The organism is Nocardia sp. NPDC051321 (assembly GCF_044455225.1).
GTDB lineage: Bacteria > Actinomycetota > Actinomycetes > Mycobacteriales > Mycobacteriaceae > Nocardia.
In genome coordinates this window covers 24,973-40,023 of the sequence record NZ_JBITEM010000008.1, presented here as the reverse complement: position 1 = coordinate 40,023, position 15,051 = coordinate 24,973, and the positions used below count along the sequence as shown (strand labels likewise).

At 66.2% G+C, this 15,051-nt stretch carries 18 protein-coding genes; 6 read left to right on the top strand and 12 right to left on the bottom strand.

The annotated features are described in order from the left end of the window. Nucleotide 1: 1 nt before the first annotated feature. Nucleotides 2-796, bottom strand: coding sequence for an iron uptake transporter permease EfeU (efeU, locus tag ACIA8C_RS20030; RefSeq protein WP_397136687.1), 795 nt, complete (start codon nt 794-796; stop codon nt 2-4). Nucleotides 797-1,204: 408 nt separating this feature from the next. On the opposite strand from efeU, the gene ACIA8C_RS20025 reads away from it, so the two are divergent. Beyond that, nucleotides 1,205-1,615, top strand: coding sequence for a hypothetical protein (locus ACIA8C_RS20025; protein ID WP_397136685.1), 411 nt, complete (start codon nt 1,205-1,207; stop codon nt 1,613-1,615). A gap of 177 nt (nt 1,616-1,792) precedes the next feature. On the opposite strand, the gene ACIA8C_RS20020 is transcribed toward ACIA8C_RS20025, so the two are convergent. Next, a complete protein-coding gene (locus ACIA8C_RS20020; RefSeq protein WP_397136683.1) occupies nt 1,793-2,581 on the bottom strand; it encodes a dienelactone hydrolase family protein in 789 nt (262 codons plus the stop codon). A gap of 78 nt (nt 2,582-2,659) precedes the next feature. Between ACIA8C_RS20020 and ACIA8C_RS20015 the strand changes: the two genes are divergently transcribed. Then, nucleotides 2,660-3,103 carry a MarR family winged helix-turn-helix transcriptional regulator gene (locus ACIA8C_RS20015; protein ID WP_397136681.1) on the top strand — a complete coding sequence of 148 codons (444 nt, stop codon included), beginning with the start codon at nt 2,660-2,662 and terminating at the stop codon, nt 3,101-3,103. 32 nt (nt 3,104-3,135) lie between these two features. Here the strand turns inward: ACIA8C_RS20015 and ACIA8C_RS20010 are convergent, their stop codons facing one another. The 3 genes from ACIA8C_RS20010 to abc-f all read right to left on the bottom strand — a co-directional run bounded on the left by ACIA8C_RS20010 (nt 3,136) and on the right by abc-f (nt 6,633). Continuing rightward, the gene (locus ACIA8C_RS20010; RefSeq protein WP_397136679.1) at nt 3,136-4,344 is read right to left on the bottom strand and encodes a macrolide family glycosyltransferase; all 1,209 of its coding nucleotides are present in this window, start codon (nt 4,342-4,344) and stop codon (nt 3,136-3,138) included. Beyond that, entirely contained in the window at nt 4,341-4,946 is a 606-nt protein-coding gene (locus ACIA8C_RS20005) for a CatB-related O-acetyltransferase (protein ID WP_397137423.1), read from the bottom strand. Before ACIA8C_RS20005 ends, ACIA8C_RS20010 begins: the two co-directional genes overlap by 4 nt. Before the next feature lie 79 nt (nt 4,947-5,025). Then, nucleotides 5,026-6,633 (bottom strand): ribosomal protection-like ABC-F family protein, encoded by a 1,608-nt coding sequence (gene abc-f / locus ACIA8C_RS20000; protein WP_397136677.1) that lies wholly within the window; start codon nt 6,631-6,633, stop codon nt 5,026-5,028. A 157-nt stretch (nt 6,634-6,790) separates the two neighbouring features. Here abc-f and ACIA8C_RS19995 point away from each other — a divergent pair, with 157 nt between their 5' ends. Next, on the top strand, nt 6,791-7,399 hold the full coding sequence (locus ACIA8C_RS19995; protein ID WP_397136675.1) for a TetR/AcrR family transcriptional regulator: 609 nt from the start codon (nt 6,791-6,793) through the stop codon (nt 7,397-7,399). A gap of 9 nt (nt 7,400-7,408) precedes the next feature. Here ACIA8C_RS19995 and ACIA8C_RS19990 read toward each other — a convergent pair whose 3' ends face one another. Continuing rightward, the gene (locus ACIA8C_RS19990) at nt 7,409-7,966 is read right to left on the bottom strand and encodes a TetR/AcrR family transcriptional regulator C-terminal domain-containing protein (RefSeq protein ID WP_397136673.1); all 558 of its coding nucleotides are present in this window, start codon (nt 7,964-7,966) and stop codon (nt 7,409-7,411) included. A 70-nt stretch (nt 7,967-8,036) separates the two neighbouring features. Between ACIA8C_RS19990 and ACIA8C_RS19985 the strand changes: the two genes are divergently transcribed. Then, nucleotides 8,037-9,302, top strand: a complete 1,266-nt coding sequence (locus tag ACIA8C_RS19985) for an FAD-dependent oxidoreductase (protein WP_397136671.1) — start codon at nt 8,037-8,039, stop codon at nt 9,300-9,302. Here ACIA8C_RS19985 and ACIA8C_RS19980 read toward each other — a convergent pair. Continuing rightward, nucleotides 9,288-9,914 (bottom strand): TetR/AcrR family transcriptional regulator, encoded by a 627-nt coding sequence (locus tag ACIA8C_RS19980; protein WP_397136669.1) that lies wholly within the window; start codon nt 9,912-9,914, stop codon nt 9,288-9,290. The genes ACIA8C_RS19985 and ACIA8C_RS19980 overlap by 15 nt on opposite strands. A 94-nt stretch (nt 9,915-10,008) precedes the next feature. On the opposite strand from ACIA8C_RS19980, the gene ACIA8C_RS19975 reads away from it, so the two are divergent. Then, nucleotides 10,009-10,968, top strand: a complete 960-nt coding sequence (locus ACIA8C_RS19975; RefSeq protein WP_397136667.1) for a zinc-binding dehydrogenase — start codon at nt 10,009-10,011, stop codon at nt 10,966-10,968. Between the two features lie 162 nt (nt 10,969-11,130). On the opposite strand, the gene ACIA8C_RS19970 is transcribed toward ACIA8C_RS19975, so the two are convergent. The 3 genes from ACIA8C_RS19970 to ACIA8C_RS19960 all read right to left on the bottom strand — a co-directional run bounded on the left by ACIA8C_RS19970 (nt 11,131) and on the right by ACIA8C_RS19960 (nt 12,884). Beyond that, nucleotides 11,131-11,517, bottom strand: coding sequence for a VOC family protein (locus ACIA8C_RS19970; protein ID WP_397136665.1), 387 nt, complete (start codon nt 11,515-11,517; stop codon nt 11,131-11,133). A 34-nt stretch (nt 11,518-11,551) separates the two neighbouring features. Continuing rightward, nucleotides 11,552-11,989 (bottom strand): GtrA family protein, encoded by a 438-nt coding sequence (locus ACIA8C_RS19965; RefSeq protein ID WP_397137421.1) that lies wholly within the window; start codon nt 11,987-11,989, stop codon nt 11,552-11,554. Nucleotides 11,990-12,203: 214 nt separating this feature from the next. Continuing rightward, nucleotides 12,204-12,884, bottom strand: a complete 681-nt coding sequence (locus ACIA8C_RS19960; protein ID WP_397136663.1) for a nitroreductase — start codon at nt 12,882-12,884, stop codon at nt 12,204-12,206. A 97-nt stretch (nt 12,885-12,981) separates the two neighbouring features. Here ACIA8C_RS19960 and ACIA8C_RS19955 point away from each other — a divergent pair, with 97 nt between their 5' ends. Beyond that, nucleotides 12,982-13,566: a TetR/AcrR family transcriptional regulator gene (locus ACIA8C_RS19955; RefSeq protein ID WP_397136661.1), complete on the top strand. Its 585-nt coding sequence runs from the start codon at nt 12,982-12,984 to the stop codon at nt 13,564-13,566. A gap of 3 nt (nt 13,567-13,569) precedes the next feature. Here ACIA8C_RS19955 and ACIA8C_RS19950 read toward each other — a convergent pair whose 3' ends face one another. Together ACIA8C_RS19950 and ACIA8C_RS19945 are read right to left on the bottom strand one after the other, a co-directional pair. Then, nucleotides 13,570-13,944: a hypothetical protein gene (locus ACIA8C_RS19950; RefSeq protein ID WP_397136659.1), complete on the bottom strand. Its 375-nt coding sequence runs from the start codon at nt 13,942-13,944 to the stop codon at nt 13,570-13,572. Nucleotides 13,945-14,149: 205 nt separating this feature from the next. Then, the gene (locus ACIA8C_RS19945; protein WP_397136657.1) at nt 14,150-14,863 is read right to left on the bottom strand and encodes a helix-turn-helix transcriptional regulator; all 714 of its coding nucleotides are present in this window, start codon (nt 14,861-14,863) and stop codon (nt 14,150-14,152) included. Nucleotides 14,864-15,051: the final 188 nt, after the last annotated feature.

Sequence of the window (15,051 nt, the reverse complement as noted above, 5' to 3'; positions counted from 1 at the left end):
GTCACGGCTTGGCCGCGGTATCTGTCGTGGACCGAGTCGTCTGGTGCGCTCTCGCGGCGGGCACCGGGCGCAGGAACAGGAACAACACCACGACGACGTAGAGGAGCCAGGCGAGTACCTGGAGCACCGTCGGGTCGGCGCGGAAGTTGAAGATGCCCTGCGCGACCGTGCCGTACCAACTCGACATCGAGAACCACGACGAAATATCGAAGGCGTTGCGCGCCAGTCCCGGCAGCCAGTCCGCGGTCTGCAACGCCCGGATGCCGTAGGCGAGAATCCCGGCGGCGACCACGATCAACAGCACCCCGGTGTATTTGAAGAAGGTGGCGAAATTGATCCGGACGGCGCCGAGGTACATCAGCACGGTCAGCACGGCCGCGACCACAATTCCCAGCAGCAAACCGATCAAGGGCCATTGACTGCCCGCGGTGTTCTCGGCGTATCCGACCATCAACAGCGCGGTCTCCACGCCCTCCCGCCCGACAGCGAGAAACGCCAGCGACACCACCGCCACCGGGCCGACATCGAGCGCGTGCGACAGGCCAGCCTTCAGATCCCCGGAGATGGACCGGGACGCCGTCCGCATCCACAACACCATCCACGTCACGATCACGACCGCGGCCAGCGACGCGAGCCCGGCGATCAGCTCCGCGGCAATGCCGGTGACCGTGGAGGTGCCGTAGCGGATGCCGACGAAGATCGCCGCGACCATGGCGACGGCAGCACCCACCCCCACCGCGACCCACTTCAACGACTCGCGGCGCTGCGACTTCACCAGAAAGGCCACCAAAATCATGACTACGATTCCGGTTTCGAGCCCCTCACGCACCCCGATCAAGCCGCTCCCGAACAATTGAGCGGCGACCGAAGGTGCGCCGGAAGCAAACGCCTGTTCTCTCACATCCACTCCCAGTCGAACCAAACCCAGCCTAACCACAGTTCGGCAAGGCAAACCTAGTGTTGCATGCAGATCGGCAGTTTCGAAACCCGGTCCGGGAAGGTTGACGAGTGATTCGGTCCACGATCCGGCGCGCCAACCCGACAGACTGGGGAAACGTCTCCGCCGCCACCAGGACCGGATACCGCGACGGTCCGAACAAGGAAGGGCCAACTGGGGAAACGTGCGTCATCATGAAATTGGTTGTCTTGCCTGACAATTGAGGCCCGACGCGGCGCTTGTCGCACCGTGACGCTGGAGGGCTCGATGACTTTTGTGACCGCGCTTTTGGTAGCCGGGTTCCTCGGGGCAATGCCGATGCCCACCGCGCCGACCGGCGCGGTCTGGCTCCATGACGACAGTTATGTGTCCGCCGGAAGAGCCAATGCCTATATCGATGTGCAATGCCCAAAGGGACAAAAGGGATGGACCCTGACCCTCCATCTCACCGCTGTCAAGCCCGGCCAGCCGACCGCCACCGGCTCGGTGACCAACTCGCCGGTGACCTGCGACGGTGAAACGCAGTGGCGACAGCACCCACTCACCGTCCGCCCCGACGACGCACCGTTCTTCGCCAGCCACAACGAACGGAACGAGGGCGTCGCCGAACTCCGCGACCCCACCGGCACCCTGGTCGGCACCAGCACCCGGCGGATCGTCTTCTACGCCTGGAACTGAGGCGCCCGCCGGCCACCGATAACTGAGCACGTCGGACCGCTCGAATGGCGATGGCCCCCGAACCAAAACAGTTCGGGGGCCTCGAACAGCCAAGATACACCGCGGATCCGACTCGGCGTGGGGAATTCGCGAAAATCCGCAACAGTCCAGGTCACAGCGGGCAAGCACACCCAGGGCTCAGCGGTCCGCCAGGGCTCGGCCGAGCAGGGGAAGCAGGCGGTCCCAGTGACGTTGCAGCGCTGCGGGATCGAAGGCGTCGGTGTCGGACATCGTGAAGCCGTGCACCGTGTCGGGGTAGATCTCGGCTGCGTTGTCGAATCCCGCCGCCGCAAGGGCCCGGTTGAGCTCGTCGACGGACTCGGACGGCATGTCGTTTTCGGCGAGACCGAGATGGGTGTGCGCCGGAAGTTCGGGGATGAGGTGGTGTGGGCTGTCGGGTGCGTCGGTGACCAGGGCGCCGGGGTGGAATCCGGCAACGGCGGCCACGCGGTCGGGGTAGGCGGCCGCGGTGCGCATCGCCAAGACGCCGCCGAGGCAGTAGCCGATCACGGCGACCGGTCCGGTGCCGACCTCGGGCTGAGCAGCGAGGAATCCGAGGTAGGCGTCGGCGTCGCGCAGGACGCGTTCGACGGTGTGCGCCATGACCAGCGGGATCAACTTGGCCGCGATCGCGGGCCGGATCTCGTGGGTGATGTGCTCGGGAAGTTCGACCAGGGGTGCCGGGCCGTCCCGGTAGAGGAGGTTGGGGACGAGCACGTAGTAGCCGTGCTCGGCGAGTTCGCCGGCCCGTTGCTCGAGCACGGGTCGCACGCCGAAGACGTCCATGTACAGCAGCACTCCCGGGTGCCGCTCGCCGTCGTCCGGGAAGGCGGCGAAAGCGTCGGCCTGGCCGTCCGCGGTGGGAATCTGCAGTGTCCTGGTGTCGGTGGAAATAGTGAGTCTTCCTTCCTTGGGCTGACGCCACATCGTTAGTGAAATAAACGGTTATGGCACAAACGACGGTAGATCGTTAGTGGCACTAACGCAAGTAGGTATGCTTGCCGCATGACCACGACGTCACCGCGATTGCGCGCACTGCCCAGCCGGTTGTTGAGTCAGGCGGCGACTCATGGCGATCGACTGGTGTCCGAAGGTCTCGCGCGGATCGGCGCGCGCAAGTGGCACTACGCGGTCCTGGCCACGCTCGCCGACGCGGGACCGGCCAGCCAGGCCGAAATGAGCAGGCGCACCGGCATTTACCGCAGCGACATGGTCGCGGTACTCAACGAACTCGAGCGCGACGGCTACGCCCACCGAGTCCCCGACCCCGACGACCATCGGCGCAACGTCATCACACTGACCAGATCCGGCACCGCCCGGCTGCGCGAACTCGATACCGTATTGGCCGGCCTGCAACGCGAACTGCTCGCCCCGCTCACCGCGACGCAACGCAAGCAGCTGGCCGAGTTGCTGACCCAACTCGTCAACCATCACGACGGCCACCAGTAACCCCCGGCGACCAGGTAGTCCGTTCCGGAAACTCAGCCGTTCGGTACTCGTAAAGCTCGGCTCAGCATGTTCTCGATGAGGTCGGCGGCTCGCGTGGTGCCGCCCTCGGCCGCCGTGTCGGCGCGCAGTTGCGCCGAGCGGCGGGCCACCTCTGGATCCGCGATCAGATCGCGCAGGGCCTCCCTGAGGTTCTGAGCCGTTGCGTCCTGAGTGTCGATGCGGCGAGCCACCCCCAGTTCAACGAGCCGGTCCGCGTTCATGAACTGCTCGGCCCCCTGCGGCACCGCGATCATCGGGACGCCCGCCAGCAGCCCTTCGCCGCAGCCGCCCATGCCCGCGTGCGTGACGAACGCGTCCGCCTGCTCCAGGATCGCCCGCTGCGGAACCCAGGAGTGCACTTCGACATTGGCCGGGATGTCGCCGAGTTCGGTTGGGTCGGTGTACTTTCCGATCTGCAACACGACGTGCCAGCCGGGCAGATCACCGAACGCGCACAGGCACTGGCGGTAGAACTCCAGTTGGCGAGTGTAGGCCGAGCCGAGGGAGATCAGCAGGACGTTCTCCGCCTCCGCCGGGCGCTTCCATCCGTCCTCGGCTTTGCGGGTGTCGAAGCAAGGGCCGACGAATGTCACTGTGCCGGAGTCGGTTTGGTCTGCGTGCGGTTGCATCGCCTTGGGTATCAAGGCCAGTGCCCGGTCGGGCATGCCGGAGAACGCGTCTACCTCCCGGGTGGCCGCGTTGCTCTCGATGAGCCACTGTGCAAACTTCTCCTGGTAGGCGGCAGCACCCGGCAGCTGCCGAATCTGCGCTGCCACCTCCTGGTCGTAGCCCTTCCACGCCACGAACGTGGGCGACAGCTGGACGATCGGGCGGCTCTGTGCCTCGGCGAGTGCCCGCCCGGCATAAGCGCCGACGTCGTAGAGATAGAGGTCGGCGGGGTCGTGATCGTAGGCGGCGCGCAGCTGCGGGAGTGATTGAATCGCGTTGTCCAGGAACAGATTCATGGTCTCGACAGGGTCTTCGGGCCAGTTGTTCTCGGCCACCGGCAAAATGGAGGTACACGGAACCAATTCCGCACCGACCGTGGCGATCAGGTCGCCGACCACCGGGTCGTTGGCGTGAGTCACACGATGGCCGCGCGCCACCAGTTCGCGGATGAGCGCGAGACTCGGCAGGACATGGCTGACGATGGGGATACCGACCATCGCGATGTGGGTACGACGTAAAGGCATTTCGCTCATTTCAGGTCCGCGGCGGCTTCGAGGTCGGCGATGGTGCCCGACATGATCGTCCGCACATGTTCGGTGAGGTGCTCGACGGGCCAGTCCCACCAGGCCACCGCCAGCAGGCGGGCAATGTCCTTGTCGTCGTATCGGTTTCGGATGAGGCGGGCCGGATTGCCGCCGACGATGCCGTAATCGGGCACGTCGCCGGTGACGACGGAGCCGGTGCTGATGATCGCGCCGTGACCGATCCGCACGCCGGGCATCACCGTCACGCCGTTGCCGAACCAGACATCGTTGCCGACAACGGTGTCGCCTCGGTTGGACAGGCCGGTGAGCAGGTCGAAGTGGTTCGACCACGAGCCGCCCATGGTGGGGAACGGGAACGTCGACGGGCCGTCCATGCGATGGTTGGCGCCGTTCATGATGAACCGCGTTCCGGTGCCCAGCGCACAGAACTTTCCGATGATCAGTTTCTCGGGACCGTAGTGGTACAGCACGTTTCGGGTTTCGAACGCGGTCGGGTCGTCCGGGTCGTCGTAGTAGGAGTACTCCCCCACCTCGATCAGGGGCGAGGTGATCAGCGGCCGCAACTGCACTACGCGCGGCTGGCCGGGCATGGGGTGCAGCACGGTCGGGTCTGCGGGAACGGAATCCTTGGGCACAGCGAATCTCCTTCGGTGCTTGGGTTTTCGGGTATCAGACGGATGCCGACGCGCGCAGGTCGAGGCGAGCACCCCGCCAGCGGGCACGCAGCCGACGATCATGGCTGACAATGACGAGGGCGCCGCGGTATTCGGCCAGCGCGGTTTCCAGCTCTTCGACCAGCCCGGGCGACAGGTGATTGGTCGGCTCGTCGAGCAACAGCACATCGACGGGCTCGGTAACCAACCGCGCCAAGGCAAGTCGCTGCCGCTGCCCGGTGGACAGGTTCTCGACGCGCGTCGTGAACTGGGCACGGCTGAACAGGCCGAGCGAGGACAATCGTTCGGCGTGCTCGGCGGCTGCTCCCCCTCGACCGCGGGCGAAGGCGGCGAGCAACGTCTCGCCTTGGACGGCAGCCTGCGGCTCCTGTGCGAGGTAACCGACTGCGCCACTGCGAGTTACGTAGCCGCTGTCCGGAGCGAGCGTGCCTGCCAGCACGCGCAGCAACGTCGATTTACCCGCACCGTTCTGGCCGGTGATCAGCAAGCGGTCGCCCGCATTGAGCGTGACACTCGTCCGATCGAGCCTGCCCTCGACCGCGATGTCGGTGGCGTCGAGCACGCTGCCCCGCACCCGTCCGGCCCGCACCGTAGCAGCGAACCGCAGCGGTTCCGGCGGCGGTGGCACCGGGTCGGCGAGCAGCCGACGCAGCCGTTCCTCGGCGTTGCGGACCCGGCTGGCCAGCGACTGCTGCACCCGTCCCCCGGCCCGGTCGTAGGCCATCTTGTTGTTGTCCTTCATCGCCCGGCCCGGCGCGACATCGCGGGCGGTAGTGGCGGCGACCTCGCGAAGCCGCTCGGCGTCGGCCTGCCATTGCGCGTGCGCCTGCACCCACCGCTGCCGCGCCGCGGCCTTCTCGGTCAGGAATCCCGCATAACCGTTGCCGTAGCGGATAACTCGCTGCCGGTCCGCGTCGACCTCGAGCAGACTGGTCGCGACCCGCTCGAGGAAGACCCGGTCGTGCGAGACCGTCACCGTCGTGCCGCGACGGGTACGCAGGTGGTCTTCCAGCCAGGTCAGGGCGTCGTCGTCGAGATGGTTGGTCGGCTCGTCCAGCAACAGCACCTCGGTGCCCGCCGCGAGTACCGCGGCCAGGCGCAGCCGGACCTGCTCGCCGCCGGACAGCCCGTCGACCGTGCGGTCGCGGTCCACCAGACCCAAGCCGAGGCCGTGCAGCGCTCGTTCCACTCGAGCGTCCGCGTCGTAGCCGCCGCGAAACTCGAAAGTGGTTGTCAGCTCGCCGTATTCGGCCATGCCCGACTCGTCGCCCGCGGCCATCGCGTCCTCGAGGCAGCGCAGCCGCAGCTCGATCGCGCGTAGTTCGCTCAGCGCCCGATCGATGACCTGCTGGACCGTCATGTGCGGCGGGAGCTGCTCGTCCTGGGTGAGGTAGCCGACGCCGCCGTCGGCCTGGACGACGATCTCGCCGTGATCGGGCTGCTCCCGCCCGGCGAGCAGCCGGAGCAGGGTGGTCTTGCCGGATCCGTTCTCGCCGACGATGCCGGTGCGCTCGCCCGCGGCGAGCGAACACGTCACCTCATCGAGAACACGCCTGCCGTTGTAGGACTTGCTGACCGCGAGCGCGGTGATCTGGGTTGGCATATGCACACTCCGAAGCATTCGAGGAAGACACGGTCATCGGGGACCACAGGACCGGGTGAACACTTCGGATGAGCATCGGCCTACCTCACTAGTGCGACGATTGTTGCATTAGCATAGTGTCACAGCTTGCCCCCTTCGAGCAACCGGAATGCCGAGAATGAGTTCCTCACCCGTTTCACCTGGCCGTACGCCCCGCCCCGGTGGCCGAACCGCCCGCATCCGCGACCAAGTCCTCGAAGCGGTCCGCGCGGAGCTGACCGAGCATGGGTACGACGCACTCACCGTCGACACGGTCGCCGCCCGCGCGGCCGTGCACCGCACCACGGTGTATCGCCGCTGGCACGATGTCGGCGGCCTGATCAGCGACGTCTTCGCCGCGGCGAGCGATATCGATTGGCATCCCCGCGACACCGGTTCCCTGCGCGGCGATCTGGCCGCGCTCAACCAGGAGGTCCAGGATTCGCTGACCGAGGAACCGTCCTTCGCGGCGGCACTGATCGCGGTCTCGTTCCGCTCCGAGGAAGCCGCCCGAGCGCTGCGTCGATTGTGGGAAGACCGATATACGCAGAGCGAGATCGTCATTCAGCGAGCGATCCAGCGCGGCGAGCTCTCGCCCGACGTCGATGCGCGTGCCCTGCTGATCGCCGCTACCGCGCCGATCTATCACCAGCTGGTCCTGCTGCGCACCCCACCCGACCCGCGACTCCCCGATCAAGCGGCCGCCGGTACCGCGCTCGCCGCACGCGCCGGTGCGTTCACCAACTGACCACGCGCGCTATACCTTTCGGCCCAAACCCGCCACAATGAGCGCCAGCCCCGCCTCGAACGCCGACTCGGGATCTATCTCCGGCAGGTCGTCCTCGCCGTGACCGAGTTCCGCGTCCGCCTGTTCTTCCAGCACGGCGCCGACCGTGTAGCGCCCCGCGGCCAGCATCGCCATCTGCGCGTCCCGCTCCGGCACACCGGAGGCGACCAGAAACGCCATCTTCTGCGCGATCCGATCCAGGTCGGCCGACCCAGGCCGCGTCCCGGCGTGCAGCCGCGCCCCGTCGCGGCGCATCAGCAGCGTTCGCCGGAAACTGCGCATGTTCTCCAAAAACCATGCACGCCAGTCATCGGCGGGCGTCGGTAGCGGTTCGGTCGCATGGGGAATCATCGCCGCCTCGGCCATCGCGGCGAGCAGATCCTCCTTCTTGCGGAAGTGGTAGTAGAGCGACGGCTGCTCGACGTTCAGTCGCTTGGCCAGCTGCCGCGTGCTGACGGCATCCAGCCCGACCTCGTCGAGCAGATCGAGCGCCTCGGCGATCACATTGTCCCGGTTCAGCTTGGCCACATTGACAATCTATCAGCGATAGGCAACCATGCAAAAGACGAACCTATCACCGATAGAAAAGGTGGACGACATGGCAATCGACTCAACGACATCATTGAAAGTCCTCATCTGCGGCGGCGGGATCGCCGGACAAGCGCTGGCCTTCTGGCTCGCCAGAGGCGGTCACCAGGTGACCGTCGTCGAACGTTTTCCAGCCCTCCGCGCCACCGGCGCGCAGGTCGACCTGCGCGGCCAGGGCATCGACGCCATCGAGCGGATGGGCCTGCTCGAGGTCGTCCGGAGCAACCTCGTCGACGAGGCCGGCGTCTCGTTCGTGGATGCGCGCGGCAAGGCGCGCGGGACGATCATGGCCAACACCTCCGGCCAAGGACGGCAGACGCTGACCTCGGAGTACGAGATCATGCGCGGCGACCTGGTGCGCCTGCTGCACGACGCGACGAGCGGCGACGTGAACTACGTCTTCGGCAAGAGCGTGGACCGCTTCCAGCAGGACGCCGATCGAGTCCTCGCCCACTTCTCCGACGGCACCTCCGGCGAATTCGATCTGCTGGTCGGCGCGGACGGGCAAGGTTCGCGAATCCGTCGAGCCATCCTGCCGTACGGTTCCCCCGATCCGTACTGGCCGGTGGGCATCCACATGGCCTACTGGTTCATTCCGCGCATCGCCTCCGACGGCAACATCCGCGACACCTACCATGCCCCGCGCGGCCGAATGATCATGCGCCGCAGCCACAATCCGGCCGAGACCCAGGTCTATTTCGTGCTACGGGAAACCTCGGAGGAGGCCTCGGCCATCCACCGCGAGCCGGTCGAACGCCAGAAGCAGTTCTGGACCGACAAGTTCCGCGACGCGGGCTGGCAGACCGAACGGTTCCTCGACGGCATGGAAACGACCGAGGGCTTCTACTCCCAGGAGGCGCTGCAAGTGCGCACGGACACCTGGTCCAAGGACCGCGTTGTCCTGGTCGGCGACGCCGCGCATTGCGCATCCCCCTACAGCGGCATGGGCGTCTCCGGCGCACTGGTCGGCGCGTACATCCTGGCGGGTGAGATCAACCGGCGTCCGCATGACCTGCCCGGCGCCCTGGCCACCTACGACAGCACGCTGCGGCCGTTCGTCGACGAGATCCAGGCCACCGTGAAACCGCGCCTGCTGCGACTCGGCATGCCGACCCACCAACTCGGCATCGATGCCTTCCACGCCCTCACGACCTTGGCCTGTTCGCTGCACATCCCCGAGCTCGTCGCGCGGCGGTCGAAAGAGGACCGTGGCGGTGCGTGGCCGCTGCCCGAATACCCGGAACTCGCCGACGCGACGCGATCACCGGGGCAATAACGGCCGCAATCGTGGCACCGGCGGCAGCGGCGCGGACACCGGCGAGGCTTGGAACGCTTGGATCATGAGCGCGGCGAAACGCCGGGAAGCCGCGACGCGCGCCGCCTGTGTACTCGCCTGAATGCCGTTGTTGGCCATGATCATCAAGATCAGGTCGTCCAGGACGATCTCTGGGCGCAGGCGGCCGGTGTCCTTGGCGCGGCGGATCAGTTCGGCGGCGCCGGTCAGCGAGAAGGTGCGGATCGCGGCGAAGTCCATCGCGTGCGGGAACGCGGACATGAAAGCCGCGGAAAAGCCGTGGTCGCGGGCTAGTAGCTCACACAGATTCTCGACCGCGCGGCAGAAGCCGTGCCAGGCATCCGGATCGGCGAGGCCTTCGTCCACGATGGACCGGCAGGCCATCATCTGATCGGTGAACGCCTCGGCGACCAGCAACTCCTTGGTCGGGAAATGACGGTAGAGGGTGGCGGGCCCGACGCCGGCGCGGCGAGCGATCTCACGGATCGGCACGTCCAGGCCCTCGGCGACGAACACCGCGCGGGCCTCGTCGAGGATGCGTTCGCGGTTGTCCCGGGCGTCCGAACGCAGGGTGTGAGACAAATGGGCGGTCACCACTCTCACTTTAGCTAAACGGACGGGGGCGTCCGTTACGGTCCGCTGGTTGGTTCCGATCGAAAAGAACACGGAGACACCAGTGAAAGCAGTAATGGTTCAAACGTTCGGCGGTCCAGAGGCTCTCGCGATCGTCGACCTGCCCGATCCGCGGCCAGGCGCCGGAGAGGTGCTGATCACCACCGAGGCGATCGGCGTCGGCGGCCTCGACGCCCTGATCCGGAGCGGTGCGCTGGCCGACTACGGATCCACGGCCGGGCGCATCCTCGGCAGTGAGGTGGCCGGCACGGTCGCCGCGGTAGGCGACGATGTCGACGCCGCGTGGATCGGTCAGCGCGTGTGGGGGTTCACCGGTGTGCACGGCGGCTACGCCGAGCACGCCATCGCCACGGCCGCGACGCTCGTCCCCGTGCCCGCGGGCCTGTCGTCCGTCGACGCGGTAACCCTCGGCAGCTCCGCCATGGTGGCCCACTTCGCTTTGCGCCACGCCCATTTCGCGCCCGGCGAGTCGGTGCTGGTGCGCGGCGCGGCCGGTGGCATCGGCGTCATGGCAGTCCAACTCGCCGCCCGCGACGGCGCCAGCGCCGTCGCGGTCACCACCTCGTCGGCCGAACGTGGCGATCGCCTCCGTGCACTCGGCGCGACGCACGTACTCGACCGGCTCGGCCATGACGACGGGGACGCTCCCGCCAGCTACGACGTCATCATCGATATCGTCGCAGGCGCGGACCTACCGTCGTTCTTCAGCAAACTCGCGCCGAACGGTCGCATGGTGGCCGTCGGCGTAATGGCAGGTATCCCACCCGCCGACTTCGCCACCCCGATGATCGCGGCCTTCCAGAAGTCGATGTCCTTCGCCACCTTCAGTGCCGACACCATCTCCCTACCCGACCGAGCCGCCGCAACCACCGCCCTCTTCGCCGCCGCCGACCACGGCGACCTGAAAGCGGTTGTCCACGAGGTACTTTCCCTCGACCAGGCCGTCCTCGCCCACCAGAAAATAGAAGCCGGAGAGGTATTCGGCCGAATCGCGCTTACTCCCAAGAAAGGTTAACCGTAACCGTTAAGCGTGATCGGGTTGCGGCTGCCTCCGCGTGCTTCGCTGTGGTGAACCTGTTGGAGACAGGGTGATTCACAGAGCCTGCATACCTCTCACAGGCACCTGGGGCCTTGTGAGAGGTGTGGGCGGTCTGTGAGATCGGTGGCGGGCTTGGGGTCAGGGGTGGCGGGTTGCGAGGACGCAGAATTCGTTGCCTTCTGGGTCGAGAAGGACGACCCAGCTCTGTTCGCCTTGGCCGATATCGGCGTGTCGGGCACCGAGTTCGAGCAGGCGGCGGACTTCTTCGTCTTGCTCTCGGTCGGTGGGGTTGATGTCGAGGTGGACTCTGTTCTTGACGGTTTTACCCTCGGGTACGCGCGCGAAGGTCAACGTCGGCGGCACCGGGCCGGGGCGGTCCTTGCCTGACGGCATCGTTGGTGGGCCGATGGTGACGAGTCCTTCTTCTTCGTCTTGCACCTCGTAATCGAGGACCGCGCACCAGAATTGGGCGAGGCCGGCGGGATCGGCGCAGTCGATCGCGAGCTCGGTGAATTTACTGGACATCAAAACCTCCCAGTCGAGTGTCTCGATGATCTTTTCAGAAGACGAAGCCGCGAAGTGCCACGAAGCGCATACCCCCGACCGCCGCCATGATGGCGAGCACGGCGACCGCCTGGGCGATCTCGCCGAGTCCGGGTGCCCAGAACGCGAGACCGCCCAGCGCCGCCGTGCTGACGAGCAGGCCGATCAACGCCAGCCCGCCGCCTTCCCATTGCGCGGTGAACCAACCGACCCGACCGGCCGCCCGGAAGGTGAGCCGGCGATGCAGTTCGTTCGCGATTACCGTACTGACGATCGAGCCCGCGGCATTGGCGACGAGCGAGCCGACCCCGCTCATCGCCATGAACAGCAGCACGTAGGCAATATTGCTGGCGCCGCCGACCAGAGCGAAGCGGATCAGCTGGGCGAAGGCGTGATCACCGCGCAGATACCGCAGCGCGCGGGCGAATCGGTCGAACCATTCCGCGCGCAGCATCGGATAAGCACCGAGATCGATGCCATCGAAGAGCGTCTTGTCTTCGTATGCGTTCCGCAGACCGGAACCGGCAAATGCTGTGCTGTTCACGTGAACACTGTCGCCATCTCGGCTTACACCGCTCTGTCACCGAACTGACACGCCCTGACACGGTGTCGATCGCACGACAACGGACCACCGGGCGTGCACAGCGACTACCGAGAAGCCGAGGCGGTCATGAGTGGAAACGAGTGGTCTCGCCGAGGTCGGCACGCGGCACCGTGACGGTATTGGCCGCGGCGGAGTGGTCTGCGTAGCCGAAAGAGATGCCGAGCAGGATCTTTCGGTCCTGAACACCCAGTTCGGCGCGGATGGTGTCGGCGTAGAAGCTCAGCAGTCCTTGCGGGCAGCTGGCGATGCCGTACGCGGTCAGCGCCAGCATCAGCGTTTGCGCGTAGATGCCCACGTCGGCGGCCATCCGCACCTCCGCATTGGCGGCGGTGAACAGCAGCGCGACGTGCGGGGCGCCGTAGAAGCGCAGGCTCTCGGCGTTGTAGGCGTCCCGTCCGGCGTGGTCGTCGCGGCCAATCCCGATGGCCGAGTACAACCGTTCGCCCGCATGCTCACGTCGTCGCTGGTAGGTGCCGCGATAAAGATCGTCGCTGTAGGGGAAGTCGAGGGAGAGGTGGTGCTGGGCGTGGGCCGCCACCAGTGCCTCGCCGAGGCGGTCGCGGGCCGCGCCGCTGACCACCTCGACGTGCCAGGGCTGGGTGTTCGAGTTGGATGGTGCCGCGCCGGCCAGGGAAAAGACGGCCCGCAGTGTGTCCTCGGGCACGGGGTCGGGACGAAACGCGCGGGTGGCACGTCGTCCGCGGATCAGGTGTTCGGCGTATTCGGGCTGGTAGTCGGTGATCATCGCCTCACGTCCATGCAGTCAAAGTAAACGGTTCCGTTTACCAAATGAACCATAGCGGAGAATCAGCCAGAGGTAAACGGTGGCGTATACTTAAGCCGTGGTCGAGAAACAAGAGATCGCCCGTCGTCGCGGGCGCGGGGCACCGGAGCGCATCCTGGCGGCGGCCACCTCGTTGTTCGAGGCGCAGGGCATCACCGCCACCGGCATGGAACAGGTGGCCTCGCGCGCCCCGGTCTCCAAACGCACTCTCTACCTGCACTTTTCAACCAAGGATCAGCTGGTGGTCGCGTACCTTCGCCACCTCGTCGAGGCCGGGCGCACGATGGAGAGCGTGCTCGATCGACCGGATCTGTCGCCCAGACAACGACTGCTGGAGTTGTTCACCGTGCCGGACTCCGGCGATGGGCCCCTGCGCGGCTGCCCGTTCATCGACGCCGCCGCCGAGTTCCCCGATCCGGACAGCGCGGTACACGCCTACACGCGTCAGCAGAAACAGCGCTTCACCGAGCGCGTCATCGACCAGGTGCGGCAACTCGGTGCGGCACACCCCGACGCACTCGGCGAGCAACTCGCGATTCTCGCCGACGGGGTCGCCAGCCGCTCGATGGTGTTCAACGACCCCGCGTGCGCCGCGCACGGCCGGGCCGCCGCGGCGGCATTGCTCGACGCCGCTACGGCGTGAGCACTAGCCCAGCCACCGGTTGCACACGTGGATCTTCAGCGGGGCTTCGACGTCGACATCGGCGGCGGTGGATCGGCACATCGCGCTCATCGCGATGCAGGCGGCCAGTTCGAGACCGCGTTGCTCACTGACACTGAGGAAGGGGAAGTCGTCCGCCGGGTGCGCCAGGGCGGACCAATCGCGGATGAACGCGGCGTCCACTTGCTCACCACCGAAGTCGACGGACTCGATGCTGATGTAGCGGTTGAGGAATCGCTGTCCGATCAAGCCGACACCATGCAGCACATGGATCGCGGCGCGATCGCTGATCGAGCCGGATACCAAAGCGCCACCCTCGAGCAGGTCGCGCAGTTCGTCAGCGGTGTAACCGTCGGTCATTCGTCCTCCCCTGCGCGGTCGATGATCACCTCATGGGTACCGATCACCGGACCACGCCTCGACAGCCGCGATAATTCGGCAGCTCTGTCAGCAGAATCAACAAAATAAACACTGGGACCGCGACTTGGCGTCGAAGCCGAAATTACTGGATCACGCCGCACACTCATGATCCGGCGTTGTTCGCGCGACTGCTTGGACAAACCGGCTACGAATCGACCGTGAATGCCATCTCTTCGATCAAAACGGCCGGAGACATGCCGAATGTCTTGTTGCATACGCGAGTGAAGTGCGCCCCATCGAAGAACCCCGCCGCATGCGCGGAGTCGGCGAGGTTGCGCCCGAGCGCGATTTCGTCGATCGCTCGACTCATCCGCAACCACCGCACATACGGCCGGAACGCCAGCCCTATCTCCTCCGAGAACAGATGAGAAAGCCTGCTCTCGGAAAGACCGACGGCGCAGGCAACCTCCCGCAACCGAACCGGGCCAGCCGCGATGAGCTCGGGCAACAGGCACAATGCCGAAGAGAGGGCGGGATGTCGCATCGGCCGGACGGTCGAACGCACATACGGCAATCCGTCCGCCCACCACTCGTCGTCGCCGAGCCCGGACATCAGCGCATCCCCCGCCTCCGCCCACGCCACGGCAGATCTCGGCCGCAACACCATTCGGCTCACCTCGACGCCGTCCTCGGATTCGGCAGCGAGATGGACCATTTCGCCTTCCTCCACGCCCTGCAGCACGGCATGGTCGACATCGGCCGGAATCACCACCGAGCGGCACGCGACTTGCGCGCCGCCGGTATCGGACACGATGAACTGACCGCGCCGGGCAACCAGCACCTGAACCGAATGGTGTGCATGCATCGCCGCCGCGGACACTCCGCCGCGATAGGACAAAACACCCGGCCGGATTGTCATCTCACCAAAACATGACAAGACTTCGATCCCCCCTTCGATGAATTCCTAACTGCCACACTCACGTTAGAGTTCTCAGAATACTCTCTCTACTACTCCCCCAGCGGCGCTCTCGCCCAGGTATGACACACCGATGACAGTCCGGTTACGGCCGGCCCGGTCAGCTGCCGGGCGCTCGACCATCCCCCGGA